At 40.1% G+C, this 14,831-nt stretch carries 14 protein-coding genes, 1 pseudogene and 1 riboswitch; of the genes and pseudogenes, 4 read left to right on the forward strand and 11 right to left on the reverse strand.

The window, feature by feature from the left end; translation table 11 throughout:
* Window positions 1–149 precede the first annotated feature (149 nt).
* A riboswitch (Lysine riboswitch) is annotated at window positions 150–330 on the forward strand.
* A gap of 112 nt (window positions 331–442) precedes the next feature.
* Entirely contained in the window at window positions 443–1,330 is an 888-nt protein-coding gene (dapA, locus tag V5M37_RS18650; protein ID WP_423798659.1) for a 4-hydroxy-tetrahydrodipicolinate synthase, read from the forward strand.
* 199 nt (window positions 1,331–1,529) lie between these two features.
* Window positions 1,530–2,300 carry a sulfite exporter TauE/SafE family protein gene (locus V5M37_RS18655; RefSeq protein ID WP_213145360.1) on the forward strand — a complete coding sequence of 257 codons (771 nt, stop codon included), beginning with the start codon at window positions 1,530–1,532 and terminating at the stop codon, window positions 2,298–2,300.
* 34 nt (window positions 2,301–2,334) lie between these two features.
* On the opposite strand, the gene V5M37_RS18660 is transcribed toward V5M37_RS18655, so the two are convergent.
* Window positions 2,335–3,639: a LytS/YhcK type 5TM receptor domain-containing protein gene (locus V5M37_RS18660; protein ID WP_423798660.1), complete on the reverse strand. Its 1,305-nt coding sequence runs from the start codon at window positions 3,637–3,639 to the stop codon at window positions 2,335–2,337.
* A 215-nt stretch (window positions 3,640–3,854) separates the two neighbouring features.
* Between V5M37_RS18660 and V5M37_RS18665 the strand changes: the two genes are divergently transcribed.
* The gene (locus V5M37_RS18665) at window positions 3,855–3,983 is read left to right on the forward strand and encodes a hypothetical protein (RefSeq protein ID WP_277398144.1); all 129 of its coding nucleotides are present in this window, start codon (window positions 3,855–3,857) and stop codon (window positions 3,981–3,983) included.
* Between the two features lie 48 nt (window positions 3,984–4,031).
* On the opposite strand, the gene map is transcribed toward V5M37_RS18665, so the two are convergent.
* From map to V5M37_RS18690, 5 genes and pseudogenes are all read right to left on the reverse strand, one after another.
* Window positions 4,032–4,772: a type I methionyl aminopeptidase gene (gene map / locus V5M37_RS18670; RefSeq protein ID WP_423798661.1), complete on the reverse strand. Its 741-nt coding sequence runs from the start codon at window positions 4,770–4,772 to the stop codon at window positions 4,032–4,034.
* Window positions 4,773–4,899: 127 nt separating this feature from the next.
* The gene (locus tag V5M37_RS18675; protein WP_423798662.1) at window positions 4,900–5,727 is read right to left on the reverse strand and encodes a dienelactone hydrolase family protein; all 828 of its coding nucleotides are present in this window, start codon (window positions 5,725–5,727) and stop codon (window positions 4,900–4,902) included.
* A gap of 375 nt (window positions 5,728–6,102) precedes the next feature.
* Window positions 6,103–6,491 (reverse strand): annotated as a pseudogene (locus V5M37_RS18680) (PLP-dependent aminotransferase family protein); the annotation flags it as partial.
* Window positions 6,492–6,670: 179 nt separating this feature from the next.
* The gene (locus tag V5M37_RS18685) at window positions 6,671–7,414 is read right to left on the reverse strand and encodes a glucose 1-dehydrogenase (RefSeq protein ID WP_423798663.1); all 744 of its coding nucleotides are present in this window, start codon (window positions 7,412–7,414) and stop codon (window positions 6,671–6,673) included.
* Between the two features lie 93 nt (window positions 7,415–7,507).
* On the reverse strand, window positions 7,508–8,488 hold the full coding sequence (locus V5M37_RS18690; RefSeq protein ID WP_423798664.1) for an NADPH:quinone oxidoreductase family protein: 981 nt from the start codon (window positions 8,486–8,488) through the stop codon (window positions 7,508–7,510).
* 340 nt (window positions 8,489–8,828) lie between these two features.
* Here V5M37_RS18690 and V5M37_RS18695 point away from each other — a divergent pair, with 340 nt between their 5' ends.
* Entirely contained in the window at window positions 8,829–9,773 is a 945-nt protein-coding gene (locus V5M37_RS18695) for an alpha/beta hydrolase (protein ID WP_423798665.1), read from the forward strand.
* Window positions 9,774–9,829: 56 nt separating this feature from the next.
* On the opposite strand, the gene V5M37_RS18700 is transcribed toward V5M37_RS18695, so the two are convergent.
* The 5 genes from V5M37_RS18700 to V5M37_RS18720 all read right to left on the reverse strand — a co-directional run bounded on the left by V5M37_RS18700 (window position 9,830) and on the right by V5M37_RS18720 (window position 14,797).
* Window positions 9,830–10,654, reverse strand: coding sequence for an IclR family transcriptional regulator (locus tag V5M37_RS18700; RefSeq protein ID WP_213145349.1), 825 nt, complete (start codon window positions 10,652–10,654; stop codon window positions 9,830–9,832).
* Between the two features lie 109 nt (window positions 10,655–10,763).
* Entirely contained in the window at window positions 10,764–11,699 is a 936-nt protein-coding gene (locus tag V5M37_RS18705; RefSeq protein ID WP_423798666.1) for an amidohydrolase family protein, read from the reverse strand.
* 18 nt (window positions 11,700–11,717) lie between these two features.
* The gene (locus V5M37_RS18710; protein ID WP_423798667.1) at window positions 11,718–13,154 is read right to left on the reverse strand and encodes an NAD-dependent succinate-semialdehyde dehydrogenase; all 1,437 of its coding nucleotides are present in this window, start codon (window positions 13,152–13,154) and stop codon (window positions 11,718–11,720) included.
* Window positions 13,155–13,218: 64 nt separating this feature from the next.
* Window positions 13,219–13,935, reverse strand: a complete 717-nt coding sequence (locus tag V5M37_RS18715) for an alpha/beta fold hydrolase (protein ID WP_423798668.1) — start codon at window positions 13,933–13,935, stop codon at window positions 13,219–13,221.
* Window positions 13,936–13,963: 28 nt separating this feature from the next.
* Window positions 13,964–14,797 (reverse strand): 3-keto-5-aminohexanoate cleavage protein, encoded by an 834-nt coding sequence (locus V5M37_RS18720; protein WP_423798669.1) that lies wholly within the window; start codon window positions 14,795–14,797, stop codon window positions 13,964–13,966.
* Between the last annotated feature and the right edge of the window lie 34 nt (window positions 14,798–14,831).

Below are 14,831 nucleotides of genomic sequence, written 5' to 3' on the forward strand. Positions count from 1 at the left end.
TAGGGCTGTTAATCCCTCCTCTCCTCCCCATACTATATAAATGTCAATAAATATACGATTTTAGCGTTTTTGATAAAAAACCCTTGAACAAATAGGAATATTCTGTTATATTAATTTTAATTACATACTTCTTACTTCATACCTTATGAAGTGAGGATAGAGGCGCAAAGACCATCAGTAAACCATCCGAGGGTAATGGGACCCGTTGACGGTGGCGGAAAGGGGAATTTGCCGAAGCTTCTGAGGATCTCATTGTTCCCGGAGCTGGTTCTGTTATTGAATAAATACAGAATTGTCATATAGGAAACTATATGGAGGGCTATCTCACGCAGGGGAACTTGTAAAATTAACGTTTCTGATGCAGCTGTTGGGCCTTTCCCGCAGCTGCTTTTTGCGTTTGGCCTTACCTCTTTTTAAAAATAATTTTAAAAGGGTGAAATTCATGTACTTTGGCCAAGTTTTAACAGCAATAGTGACTCCGTTTGATCAGGATGGCGAAATTGATTTTAATGCGACGAGAGATTTAGTAAATTATTTATTAGCGAATGGTACTGACGGGTTGGTGGTTTGTGGAACAACCGGTGAGTCCCCTACCTTATCAACTGAGGAAAAAGTGGCTTTATTTAAATTTGTGGTTGAAGTTGCGGACGGGAGAGTTCCCGTTATTGCAGGGACTGGCTCAAACAACACAAGAGCCTCAATCAGTCTAACCAAGCTAGCAGAAGAAGTCGGTGTAGACGGCATCATGCTCGTTGCCCCATACTATAATAAACCATCCCAGGAAGGCATGTATCAGCATTTTAAAGCGATTGCTGAATCTACTTCTCTTCCGGTAATGCTTTATAATATTCCAGGGCGCAGTGTCGTCAATATATCTGCTGAAACGGTCATCCGCCTTTCTCAGATTCCTAATATTGTAGCGGTTAAGGAAGCTAGCGGCCACTTGGATGACATGGCCGAAATTATTAAACAAACTGCTGATGACTTTTCTTTATACAGCGGTGATGATGGAATGACCTTGCCGGTGCTTTCGATTGGCGGCGTTGGTGTGATTTCCGTTGCATCTCATATTATCGGGAATGAAATGCAGGATATGGTGTCACGCTTTAAAAATGGGGATTTAGCAGGCGCTGCTGCTGCACACCGTGAATTACTGCCAATTATGAAAGCTTTATTTGCAGCACCAAGCCCAGCACCTGTAAAAGCAGCCCTAAATATGAAAGGGATTAATGTCGGCGGTCTGCGCTTGCCGTTAATTCCTTTAAACGAAGAGGAAACCAGAACACTTCAGAATGTCCTATTGCAGAATAGGGAACTGGAAGTTATTTAGAGTAATATCCGAAAGCAGGACAAATCGAGCGGGCTCCCGTTCGATTTGTCCTGCTTTTTTTAATTTCCGCTTCCCCCCTATCCTCACTGTAAAAATATTTCTTTAATAAATTCAGAAAAGTGTTTACAAAACCTTCTCCAAACTCTATAATTCACATATATTTACTCGGAATTAGTCACAAAAGAAGGAGGCCCCCATCATGAGCATAGGAATTGCATTAATGGGATTATTAGTTGGGTTATTGGTAGGTTTAACAGGGGTTGGAGGGGCAGCATTGTTAACCCCGGTGCTCATCATGGTCGGAATTCAGCCTTCCATTGCGGTGGGAACGGACCTAGTTTACAACTCCATTACCAAACTGTTTGGAGTCATTCAGCATTGGAGACAGAAAACGATTAACTTTAAACTCATGAAGTATCTTGCAATCGGAAGTGTCCCAAGTGCAACAGGAGCCATTCTCATCCTTCAGGTCTTTGAAAAATATTTCCACAATCAAGAACAAATTATCAAGCATGGACTTGGCTATGTCCTTATTCTAGTGGCCACAGCCATTTTAATTAAGACATTTTTTGATAATAAAATCAGGCCGAACCGCTGGCAATTAAGGCCGATTGAGGAAAAACGAACATTAACAATTTTAATCGGTGCCGGTTTCGGCTTTATTGTCGGCCTGACTTCAATAGGATCAGGATCATTATTTGCCCTTGCCATGCTATATCTCTACCGCTTGAAAGGATCTGAGCTGGTTGGCACCGACATTGCCCATGCCTTTTTATTAGTGACTGTTGCCGGACTCCTTCACGCGAATGCCGGAACTGTCAATTATATGCTTGTAGGGAACCTGTTAATCGGGTCGATCCCAGGCGTTTTAGTAGGGAGTACCTTATCTTCAAAAGTACCGACAAAGCCCCTTCGTACGGTCATCTCAGCGGTCATCATTTTTAGCGCGTTAAAACTCATCGGATTATAATAAAAAAGAGCTTAAACGTTTAAGCTCTTTTTTGTTAAAATTCAGTTTCTAACTTTAAATGGCTATCCATCTGAACCATTTTATATTCTGTTATAAAGGCAGGTAATGTGATGGTAATGGTCGTTCCAACATTTAAGATACTCTCAATATCAAGCTTCCCGTTCATTGTCTGAATGGTTTTCACCGCAACCATGGAACCTAATCCTGTACCCTTTGTTTTACTGCTGTAGTATGGCTCACCGAAGCGGTTTATTTGCTCTTTGCTCATGCCGACACCGGTATCAACAATTTTAACGGTGACCTTATTTTTTTCAAGCGCTGAAACTACATGAAGCTCCCCGCCGTTTGGCATTGCTTCGATAGCATTTTTTATTAAGTTTAAAAAGCATTGGCGAAAATAATTCTTATTCCCTTGAACGGTTCCTTGACCAAGGTTATCTGTAATAATCACGGAGCTCATTTTTGCTAAAGGATTCATGATATCAATGACATTGCGGATCTCTTGTTCGATTAGAAGTGGTTCTACTTTTTCAATTGCTGGTTTTGCGAAGGCCAAGTAATCACTAATAATCGATTCCGCATTATGAAGTTCTCTTTCTATATGTTCAATATAGCGTTTCTTCTCGTCTAGAGATAGATTAGGAGATTTCAGCAATTCAATAAATCCTTTTACAACGGTTAAAGGATTTCGAACTTCGTGTGAAATACTTGCCGCCAATTGGCTGACAACCTCCATTTTTTCAAACTTAACTATTTTTGATCGGATATACATAGCATCAGACAATAATTCAATGATATATACCATAAAAAACATAAGAATAGGAGGCAGAATGATAAAATAAAAAATGTATGCTTCTGTCACAACAAATATATCAGACATCCATAAGGCGATATAAGTCGTAAAAACCTCAAGGACAATAGTCAGGAATACGGAACTGATCAATTTATTTTTTCGATTAAACCTATTAAATCTTCCTGAAAATAGGGCTGTTGCCACAAATATCACAATATATACAACTAATGTAATATCATTCATACCGTAAATGGCAAAGCGGGATGTTAACATCATCACCAATAGAACAGCCCCGACTGGCCATCCGCCAAAAAGTGTTCCAATAAATACTGGAATTTGCCTCAAATCATGTACACAATACTCGTCAATGTATATCGGGAATTTCATACAAAGTATGATCGGTAAACTCATGCAGGCTGTCAGAAGGGTTTTCCGATACTGTTGAAATTTTTTGACGTTATCAACTAACACAAAAAACATTAACAGACTGACAATTATATAAAACACATTATCTAAAACATTGTGATTAATATAAACAAAATCCATTGCAGGCAGCCCCTTCATGTTTTGTGCATTTCCAAGGTTAAAATAGAGAAAACACAGCCCATTTATTATAGCATTTACATACTTGTAATTAAAGGAAAATTTCGCCTTATACGTTTATCAATAAAAATTTCCAATGAATATTTTTTCATAAATACTTGCATTATATGAATGGCTAATTTGCCAAATTAACGAAGGTACATATGAAAGGAGAACCCATGACAAATCGTAATAACAATCGTAACCAGCCTCATACTGGCAGCAACGATGCTGAATTTGGCTCCGAATCAACGTTAAGTAAAAAAGAGCGTAAGAATGCAGCAAGGCAAAACAAGAAAAATCAATAAGAAAAAAGGATAACTCTTCTCCAAGGGTTATCCTTTTAACGTTAGCTCCTATTTAGTTACGATGATCGGCCCATTTTTCGTCAGAATCAACGTATGTTCGATTTGAGCGACAAAGCTTTTTTCCGTAATGTAGGTCCAGCCATCGCCTTTTTCATATACCTCTTCCTCATGTGTGGAAATAAATGGTTCGAAGGCGATCACCATTCCTTCTTTCAGTAGCTCATCATCCCAAGGTTCATGGTAATTGTAGATATGGTCTGGGCGTTCGTGAATTCTTCGGCCAATTCCATGACCTGTCAGGTTTTTAATAACGGTGAATCCATGCTGCTTAGCAGTTTGATAAACCGCTTTGCCAATCCCGCTCTTTTTTGACCCTGGTTTTGCTTTTTTCAGGCCAGCATCAAAAGCTGCTTGTGCCGTTTCACATAATTTTATCAGCACTTCGTCCCCTTGACCGACAACAATGGAAATGCCCGTGTCTGCGAAATAACCATTCTTTGAGGCCGACACATCAATGTTAACGAGGTCCCCTTCATTAATGACCCGATTGCCCGGAATCCCGTGGGCAACCTCCTCATTAACACTAATACAGGTATAGCCAGGAAAGTCATATTCCCCTTTTGGCGCGGAAATGGCCCCTTCTTTTTCAAAAAGCTGACCGGCAATTTCATCAAGCTCTTTCGTCGTGATACCTGGCTTGGTCCGTTCCACCAATTCATCACGAATAGCACCGACAATCCGGCCAATTTCCTTTATTCCATTGATATCTTCTTCTGTTTTAACAATCATGCAATTCCCCTACTTATGTTAGTTTAGTTTGTCAAAAGACTTATAAATTCTATTGTAGCCTTTCTTTTTCGAAAAAAACAAGTAAAAAACAGGTACTATAATTTCGTTAGTACCTGTTTTCTTGAAATTATTCGGCGGTAACCTGATGCAAGAACGTTAGCGCTTTAGCAAAAGAATCCCTTGCATAGCGTGCATTATAGGTTGGATTCGTATCATTAAAAAATGCGTGCGGTGCATTAGGATAAACAATTGCTTCAAACGATTTCCCAAACTTTTTCATTTCTTCCTCAAAAGCAGGAATCAAATTTGTGATATTCGGGTCGTTTCCTCCGTAAAAACCAAGGATTGGACATTGAATATTATCTATATTTTCTTTTGGGGGACGGCCGTAGAACACAACAGATCCTGCATGTCTCGGGTCGTTAACAGCAAGCGCTGCAGATAAGGCACCGCCCAAACAAAATCCGACAGAGGAGACTGGCATCCCCTTTGTATGAGAATACGTATTTCGAGCATAATCAGCGGTCGCTTTTAAAAGATTGACAAATCCTTCAGATTTGCTTGGATCTAAGACTCCAAGCAGTTTGGTTAACGTCGCGCGTAATGTTAGTTGCCGGTCATGAGGCTGTTTTGAAATTTCCTCTTCCCGTATATCTGGGTTGAACCACGCTTGATGTGGAATAGAATGGAGAAAATCTTTGGCCTCTTTTACTTTCTCCTCGCCAAGGTCCTCAGGCCTTACTCCATTTTCTGCAAATAGGTCTGGTGCAATGGCAACATAACCTGCGGCTGCAAAACGCTCAACCACATCTCTAATATGGGCGTCAACGCCCCACATTTCCTGAATTACAATGACTGTCGGCCTTGGTTCGGCAACTGGTTCAACTGAAGCAAAATAAGCACGAACATCGCCGTCTGTTCCTGCAAATGTTCTCCATTCTGAATGTACTGGCATCGTGACACCTCTTTTATGTATTTTTTCTATCCCAATTTACCATAATAAAGCTGTTTTTAAAATAAAGTGAACCGCCCCATCTGGATAATTTTAGGTATTACTGGATTTACTCGTCTATTTTTGACTTTTACTCGCCTAATTTCAAGGTTTACTCGTCTATTTCTTGATTTACTCGCCGAAATTTAGGATTTACTCGCCTATTCTTAACGTTTACTCGCCAGGTTTGATTAAGAAGGCACAGACGAAAACAAAAACAATGCGCATTTTGGATATAAAAAAAACAACCTATAATTTTTAGGTTGTTTTCTTTAAGTAAGAAGCAATAAGCTCTCCAAGTATCTGAACGCCCGCTTCCATTCGCTCTTCAGACTTATAGCTTTCCATATAAGTTTGCGCTTCAACGGCAACAGCCACATTTTCGCAAGCAGCACGCGCGCAATTAAATCAATCGCCTGACATGCCCCTGCTGTAATTAACAGTTCATCCCCTTGTACCTTTATGCCGCGCTCAGCCAAGCGTTTCTGGATTTGCTGTTTTAATTTTTCCATCCGAGGACTTCCAAGATAATGCAGAGGCAAATCACGCTCCTCATCAAGTAAATTCCCCGCCGCCGCCTTTATTTCACCTGAAGGAACGAGGCTAGGCGCAGGATACCCCGAACTTAAACGGATGCACTTCTTAGGCAATGCAGGCATCCATTCCCCAGGCGGGTCGTTCTTTAACGCCGCTTTCACATTGTCAGGAAAAAAAGAATCAATTTTCACGTTAAACAAACACCTTTCACTACAAACTCAATCTGTTAGTTAATTGCTTTTAAACTCTCTTCCCTGATGAAAAGGTGATTTTTTGAAGAAGAGTTTAAAAAAGCGCTAGTAAAAATCCAAAATGGAAGTTTACTAGCGCAAAATATTTTATCAAATATCAATCTAAGATCCACACAAATTTACAAGTTCAATGTACCACCATCAATTACGATCGTTTCGCCGGTAATGAAGGATGCTTCATCTGAAGCAAGGAATAAAACTAAGTTAGCAATCTCCTCAGGATAACCAATTCGGTTCAGTGCATTTGCTGTAGATAACACAGGCCATTTTTTTGTTTTCTTCCAATCCTCAACCATATTTGTATCAATGATTCCTGGAGCGATTGCATTCACACGAATATTCTTTTTCCCAAACTCAGTTGCCGCTGTTTTCGTAAGGGCCATTACACTGCTTTTTGATGCAGAATAAGCTGCCACCAACTTTTGGCCTTTGATGCCGGCGATACTTGCCGTATTGATGATAGAACCGCCTGAAGACATCAGGGGAATGGCATATTTTAAGCCTAAGAAAACTCCATTTGTATTTACATCAAACACCTTCTGCCATTCTTCAAACGAAACATCTGGAATCTTACTCTCGCCACTTTTTACACCAGCATTATTAAATAAAATATCTAATTTGCCATAAGTATCTATGGTTTCTTGAACCATAATCTGTACATCTTCGGGTTTGGTCATATCAGTTTGAATAAACTTAGCTTCGCCGCCAATTTCATTGACCAACTGAACTGTTTCTGCTCCCGCTTTTTCACTATAATCGGCAATGACCAACCGGGCTCCTTCTTGTGCAAAGCGAATTGCTGTAGCTCTGCCAATCCCTCCTCCGCCTCCTGTTATAATAGCCACTTTATCTTTTAAACGCATAATTTTTCACCCTTTTTCCATTTTATTTAGGCACACTTCCTGCTATTATCATCGGGTAAAATCTATCTAAAGCGTCTTGTCTTAACTATTTCATTATGGCAGTGCAACCAATTTGCCATAAGTTTGACGGTCACCGAGAACTTCCAATGCGGAAGGAACATCCGTAAAATCAAATTCACGGTAAATGAGTGGCTTGATTAAGCCTTGGTCATAGAGTTTCATTAAATCCTCATGAATTTCGACCGCCTTCTCCGGATACAATCGGCGGAACAAGCCCCAATGCACTCCGACGATTGAATAATTTTTAATTAAGGCATGATTCGCAGGGGCTTCCGGAATACGTCCGCCAGCAAATCCAATGACCAAGAGACGTCCATCAAAAGCAATACATTTTCTGGAACGGTCAAAAACATCACCGCCAACCGGATCATAAATGACGTCTGCACCGCGCCCGCCAGTTTCTTTTTTCACAACATCAACAAAATCTTCGGTCAAATAATCGATGGCAATATCTGCGCCAAGTTCTTTACATAATTGAACCTTTTCCGGTCCACCAGCAGTGGCGATGATTTTCGCCCCTCTTGCTTTACCAAGCTGGATGGCAGCCGATCCAACACCGCCGGCACCGGCATGTACTAAAAGAACTTCCCCTTTTTGAAGATTAGCACGGTGATATAAGGCATAATAAGAAGTTTGGTATGTAATAAACATAGATGCAGCCTCGCTAGGAGACATCTTCTCGGAAATGACATAAACAGAATTCTCAGGTACACTGACCCATTCAGATAATCCCCCGTTTGGCAGTGGAGGTGTAGCTATAACTCGCTGCCCTACCTTAAACCGGCTTCCTTCACCCACTTCCCGGATAATCCCCGATATCTCAGCACCCGGCGTGAACGGCGTCGGCGGCTTTTCCTGATACTTCCCTTGGCAAAGCAATATATCGAAAAAGTTAAGAGAGGATGCCTCCACTTGAATTAACACTTTTCCCTCTTCAAGGGCAGGTACAGATTTTTCCTCCAGGTTTAACACATCTTTTGGATCCCCTAATTCATTAACAATCCAACTTCTCATTTCTACTTCCTCCTAAAAAAATATAAATTTTTCAAAATAAAATTGCTGAAAACTAGTTTATTTTCTCAAGGTGTCTAGACTGTACTTTCTTCAAATACTAACCAGTCAGTATTTTAACTAAAAAGGACAATCTATTCAATTATTATATTCTATATTTTCTGATTAATAAAATAGTTTGCTTAAAACAAGGAAATTAGTCGTTCTAAAAAAAACAGTCTTATTATTTCTTTTTTATATATCAAAACGATTTACAAATATAAAAAAATAAAGTATAAATTACTTATATGCAATTTTTAGAAAAATCGGACATATCAACTAAAATTATAAGGAGGCATTACTAATGAAAAGTCCATCATTATTTAATAGGAGTAATATTGAATTCAATGCAGAAGGTGCCATGTTAAGGGGCTGGCTTTACACCCCTAATACTAGTGAAGAGAATTTTCCTGCTATCATTATGTCGCATGGATATGGATCGCTAAAGGAAATGTACCTAGATGCTTTTGCTGAGCATTTTGCCAATAACGGTTTTGCCGTTCTTGTTTATGATCACAGGAATTTTGGGGATAGCGATGGGTTTCCAAGGCAGGAAATCAATCCCTATGAGCAGGTTCTTGATTTTCAGCATGCCATTACCTTTATCTGTACATTGAAGGAAATTGATCGTTCACGAATCGGGATTTGGGGAACGAGCTACAGCGGAGGTCATGTTTTACAAGTTGCCGCTATGGACAAAAGAATCAACTGTGTTGTTGCGCAGGTTCCTACTGTTAGCGGTTCACAAGCGGCACTTAGAAGAGTACAGCCTGATGAGGTGCCTACATTGTTAAATACTTTCTATGATGATCGAGAAAATCGAATGCTTGGTGGAAAGCCTGCTTATAAAAAGATTGTTGCTGAAACTACTGACGAACAAGGGATTTATCAAAATGAAGAAGCTGTAAAGTGGTATTTAAAGGCTGGTGAACGCTCACCCAATTGGAGAAATGAAGTGACAATCCGTTCCATCGATCTTTCACGTTCATACGAGCCTGGGAAATATATTTCCATGATATCTCCTACTCCTTTACTCATTCTTGTTGCTGCAGATGATATTGTCACACCTACCGATTTAACACTTGCTGCTTATGAGGAAGCTCGTGAACCCAAAAAATTAGTGATTATTGACGGTCACCATTTTACACCTTACATTGAGAAATTTGATAAATACAGTAAAGAGGCTCTTAAATGGTTTACGCAGCACTTGAAGAAAGTTGATTCTTCGATCATTCCGGCAATGAAATAATCATAAAAAAAATCCTCCTATTAAAATGAAAGGAGGATTTTTCAAGAGAAAATATATTAAACTAAAGAACTAATTGCTTGCGTAATTTCCTGTGCTTTCGATTTCATAATCGCTTTCAGTTCTTCCTCGTGGATATGCTCAATTAACGATTTAGGCATATATGAGCCAAGTCCCAAAATGATATTGCCTTGACTATCAAATATTGGACAAGCATAAGCTGAAATGCCAAGCGAGTATTCCTCGTGACTTTCCGCAATTCCTTCTTCACGGATTTTCGGTACTTGCTTTTTCAAATCTTCAATGGCCGTAATCGAGTTTGACGTATATTGAGGAAGCTGGTGATCAATTAATAGCTTTGTGACGACATCATTGGAATCCTTTTCTGGCAAAAATGCAAAAAAACATTTTCCAAGCGCCCCTGCTGTAATAGGAAAGGAATCACCTGTAGAAACAGTTAACCGAACTTTCAACGGGGGTTCTTCTTTTGCAACATACATCAGATGTGTTTCACGTAGTCTTTTTACTAATACAAAAGTTAAACCCGTTTTCACAAGGTCCTTTAAATACATACTGGCAACTTCTATATAGTTATTAATTTCCTTTGCGCGATTGCCTAAAGCAATTAGAGGTGGTCCTAATGAATAAGTTTTCGAGCTGCTTTCCAATACTACATAGTTTTTTTCTTCTAACGTTCTTAGGATCCGCAAACAGGTGCTAAAATTGATTGATAGTGCATTCGCGATTTCAGTGAGCGTAGCTGAATGAAATTCCTGTTTTGCAAGTAATTCTAAGATTTTAATAGATGAGTCCAATGCAGGCACTAAACTCTGTTTTTGACCCATTCCTGTCAAACCTTCCACCTTCCCTAAATGAATGTCCATTCATAATTACACCATATTTTAACAACAATTTCAAATATGAAATTCACATTCCCCCTCAAAATACTGTAAAAAAAAGATGCCATTTATTTTGAAGGGGTATTCCATGTATTTATGATATTAAAGAATCCCATCCTGATAGATTCTTATTGATTGGGGGGAAATCTTTTAGCTCAAACGGAAAGTCAGATCCTGGCACAACCCGATCCTCACCTGCCAATTTGACTAAGAAGGAAAGCGCATCATCATTCCAAAGTACGGAGTCAAACCAAAACTTTCTCAAATAGTCCCCCGGAGATGCGCTTAAATTTTTTGAAACAGATTCCCACTGCTGGTATCCCTTCGACATTCTCCCAATCTGGTAAGGAAGAAAGCCCCCGCCATGCGCCAAGAGAATCCTTACGTTTGGATAAACGTCTAAATAGCCTTGTAGCAATAAATCTGCAGCACATACTGTTGTCTCCCATAGAACCCCCATTAAGGTCGACATCTTTCCTTTATTCATCCTTTTGTCCTGACTAAGAAGCGGATGAATAAAAACAATCGCTTTTTGACGATTAGCCTCTTCCCAAAATGGAATATATCGTTCATCAGTTAATAAAGTACCGTCTATGCCGGTGCCAATAATTGATCCTAACAACCCTTTTTTCATTGTAGACTTCAATTCTGATGCCGCTTTAATTGGATCATTTAGGGGAACTGTTGATAAGCCAGAGTATCTAGTGTTGCTTCTTTTCATCATATCAATCAGCCCTTGGTTGTATACTGCGGCAAATTCAGACGTAATAGCAGGGTCAGTATTATATAAAAACAATTGTGGTAGAGGTGACACTAATGTATGGCCAATTTGAGCTTTTCTTTGCGCAGCTGCATGCTGGTTTTCATCAATGAAGGCTTCAGATAATGAGAACGGCCAAGTATCATTAATGATAAGGACATCTGGCCGATTGTCTGTTAGCTGTTCCCGCCTTACCGAAACAAGATGCTGATGCTGCTCAAGCCACAATAGAGCTTCTTTTGGAATAAAATGCGAGTGAACATCCTTCATGATCTCATGTTTCTCCATTTAGCCAACAGGTGATTGCTTAATCATAATGGAAATTGATTTTGTTTCCAGATAATCTTCCAAACCATATTTGCCGCTTTCCCTGCCGTAGCCGCTTTCCTTTACCCCACCAAATGGTGCTTGCATGGAGAATGGTGCTGGATCGTTTACACCAACCATTCCATATTGCAATTTCTCAGAAACGCGATACATCCGTGACAAATCATTCGTATAGAAATAGGATGCAAGGCCATAGTTCGTGTTATTAGCCTTCTCTATTACTTCTGCCTCTGTTTGAAAGCGAATGAGTGGGGCCACGGGACCAAATGTTTCCTCCCTTGTAATGACCATCTCTTCCGTTACGTCAGCTAATACGGTTGGTGCATAGAAATAGCCATTTGCATATTCCTCAGTTGTTAATCTGACACCTCCACAAAGTACCCGAGCACCTTTTTCTAGGGCATCATTGACTTGGCCATGAATACTATTAATGGCATTTTCATTAATTAAAGACCCCATTTGATTGGATTCATCCATTCCGTTCCCAACCTTCATTTGCCTAACAGCCTTCTGGAATTTCTCAGCGAACTGCTCATAGATGGATTCCTGGATATAAACGCGGTTCGTACAGACACATTGCTGCCCGGATGAGGCAAATTTACTTGAAATAACTCCTTGCACTGCCAAATCTATATCGGCATCATCAAAGACAATAAATGGAGCATGCCCTCCCAGCTCCATCGAAACACGCTTGATTGTATCGGCTGATTGGCGAATTAATGTTTTACCTACTTCTGTGGACCCTGTAAATGAAATCTTGCGTACATCTTGGCTATCCATTAATGTTTTCGCAATTTCAGCGGAAGGTCCTAGTACGAGATTCACTACTCCATTTGGAAGTCCAACCTCATCAAATATCTTAAAAAGTTCAATCAATGATAACGGCGCCTCTGATGATGGCTTGACAATCACAGTACACCCAACAGCGAGTGCAGGAGCTAATTTCCTAGCACCCATCGAAAGCGGGAAATTCCAAGGTGTAACAGCGGCTACTACTCCAATTGGCTGTTTAATAACATGCGCTCGTTTATTCGCTGTTGAAATCGGCAATACGTCACCGTATACCCGCCTTGCTTCTTCGGCAAACCATTTGAAAAATGAAATCGTACTGCCAACCTCATACCGTGCGTTATGAATTGATTTCCCCATTTCCTTTGTTATGATTTTAGCGAGATGTTCCTTTTTTTCTAGCAATTTATCAACAATTTGGTAGAGATAATCGCTGCGTTGTTCTGCTGTTAAAGAGGACCATACCGGGAAGGCATTCTTTGCGGCTTGGATAGCTTGGTTTGTTTCTTTTGCTCCAATCAGATATGCAACATCTACCAATTCACCAGTTGCAGGGTTCTTTACTTCTAAAACTTGATCAGATTTAACCCAACTTCCATTTATATACATGAATTTTATCCTCCAATATATTACATGAATTCTCCACCTGCTCTATATGGTGGCTCTCTAAATTTCAGGAATGATTATTTTTTCCCAGCCATGGTTCCATTAACTCCGCTAACTCTTTAGGTTGCTCCAGCGGTATTAAGTGACCGCTTCTATCGACAGTAGCAAACTGGGCATTTTTTGCATAATTGGTCATTTGCTTCGTCTTCTCCAGAGGAACAACTACATCATTGACACTTGCAACAAATAAATATGGGATATCATGTTTCTCCAATAAGTGATGACGGTCGACTCTTGCCATCGTGGCAGTTGCATGGGCTACATAGCGGTCTTGTCCGTAATCTGTAAGCATTTGCTTTCTAATCTTTTGAAACTTTTTATCTTCGACATTGCTAGGAAAAAATGTCCGATTCACACCTGCTGCTACCATTTCTTCATATTCGCCGGACTCAGCACGGGCAATGGACTTTTTCCGAAGCTCCCTTGAAGCGTCTGACTCCCCTTCAGCACTCGTGCCAATAAGAGATAAGCCGGTAATCCGTTCAGGCGCCTTTTCTAACATTGCCAGTGCCAGGAAGCCGCCAAATGAAAATCCAGCAAGATGAAACTGATCAGGTAAATCCTTTAATACTTCCTCGGCTAATTGATCTAAGTTAGCAATCGCCGGAACAGTAATCGGGTAGCATTCAATCGATGAAGGCAAGTGTTCGATTACTTCGTCCCAAATTTGTTTTGTATTGTTAAGCCCGGGGATTAACACAAGATTTTTTACATATTCAGACATAGTCATACTCCTTGTTTATAGTTTTGTTTTAAAATTTTGCCGCTTTTTGTTCTACCTTCATAATTTTTCGGGCTTCAACTGGTGTAGCGACATCACGCCCAAATTCATAAGAAACGTTTTTAATCCGTTCTACAAATTCTGCATTCGATTTAGCAAGAACTCCAGGCCGTATGTAAACATGGTCCTCCATCCCCACTCGAACATCGCCACCGAGACCAATGGTCAGTGTATTCATTGCGAATTGATTTCGAAATGCTACACAGCCCCAGCTTGCTCCTTCTGGTAAAGAGTCCAACATATACAGCAGGCTTTTTGGAGTTGCCGGCATGCCGCCATCAGCTCCTAATACAATTTGAAAATGCAAATCACCCGTAATCAAGCCTTCATCGACAATCTTCATCGCATTTGTAATCATACCTGGATGGAATACTTCTATTTCAGGCTTAATTTGATATTTCTGCATTTTAGCAGCTAAATTCCGCAAAAATTGCGGGGAATTCATAAATACAATGTTTCTAAGGTTTAATGATCCAGTATCTAATGAAGCAAAATCAGGCGCCAATTCACAAAACGCAAGCCGCTCTTCGTCTGAGAGGCCATGTTTGCCAGCAGAAGTTAAACTAATGATCAGTTCATCCCCACATTTATCTTTTACACGTTCTACAGTTTCACGATATAAATTAACATCCATGGACGGTGAACCATCTGCTTCACGAACATGCAGATGGGCGATGGCAGCGCCTGCTTTCCAGGCGAGATAAACTTCGTCGGCAATTTCCTTTGGTGTTAGAGGTACATACGGTGTGTCGATCCTCGTAGTATTCGTCCCCGTCGGCGCCACTGTAATAATCAATTTCTCCATAAAAACCTCTCCCTTTTTATTGGTATAAATACGT

The organism is Neobacillus sp. SAB-20_R2A, from assembly GCF_049568635.1.
In the GTDB taxonomy this organism is placed as follows: domain Bacteria; phylum Bacillota; class Bacilli; order Bacillales; family Cytobacillaceae; genus Neobacillus; species Neobacillus citreus.

Coding starts and splice junctions, on each gene's coding strand:
- V5M37_RS18655 (WP_213145360.1), top strand. CDS start 1,530: ATGAGCATAGGAATTGCATTAATGGGATTATTAGTTGGGTTATTGGTA.
- V5M37_RS18715 (WP_423798668.1), bottom strand. CDS start 13,935: ATGTCTGAATATGTAAAAAATCTTGTGTTAATCCCCGGGCTTAACAAT.
- V5M37_RS18685 (WP_423798663.1), bottom strand. CDS start 7,414: ATGCGTTTAAAAGATAAAGTGGCTATTATAACAGGAGGCGGAGGAGGG.
- V5M37_RS18700 (WP_213145349.1), bottom strand. CDS start 10,654: ATGGACATTCATTTAGGGAAGGTGGAAGGTTTGACAGGAATGGGTCAA.
- V5M37_RS18675 (WP_423798662.1), bottom strand. CDS start 5,727: ATGCCAGTACATTCAGAATGGAGAACATTTGCAGGAACAGACGGCGAT.
- dapA (WP_423798659.1), top strand. CDS start 443: ATGTACTTTGGCCAAGTTTTAACAGCAATAGTGACTCCGTTTGATCAG.
- V5M37_RS18710 (WP_423798667.1), bottom strand. CDS start 13,154: ATGTATATAAATGGAAGTTGGGTTAAATCTGATCAAGTTTTAGAAGTA.
- V5M37_RS18720 (WP_423798669.1), bottom strand. CDS start 14,797: ATGGAGAAATTGATTATTACAGTGGCGCCGACGGGGACGAATACTACG.
- V5M37_RS18660 (WP_423798660.1), bottom strand. CDS start 3,639: ATGGATTTTGTTTATATTAATCACAATGTTTTAGATAATGTGTTTTAT.
- V5M37_RS18690 (WP_423798664.1), bottom strand. CDS start 8,488: ATGAGAAGTTGGATTGTTAATGAATTAGGGGATCCAAAAGATGTGTTA.
- map (WP_423798661.1), bottom strand. CDS start 4,772: ATGATTGTTAAAACAGAAGAAGATATCAATGGAATAAAGGAAATTGGC.
- V5M37_RS18665 (WP_277398144.1), top strand. CDS start 3,855: ATGACAAATCGTAATAACAATCGTAACCAGCCTCATACTGGCAGCAAC.
- V5M37_RS18705 (WP_423798666.1), bottom strand. CDS start 11,699: ATGAAGGATGTTCACTCGCATTTTATTCCAAAAGAAGCTCTATTGTGG.
- V5M37_RS18695 (WP_423798665.1), top strand. CDS start 8,829: ATGAAAAGTCCATCATTATTTAATAGGAGTAATATTGAATTCAATGCA.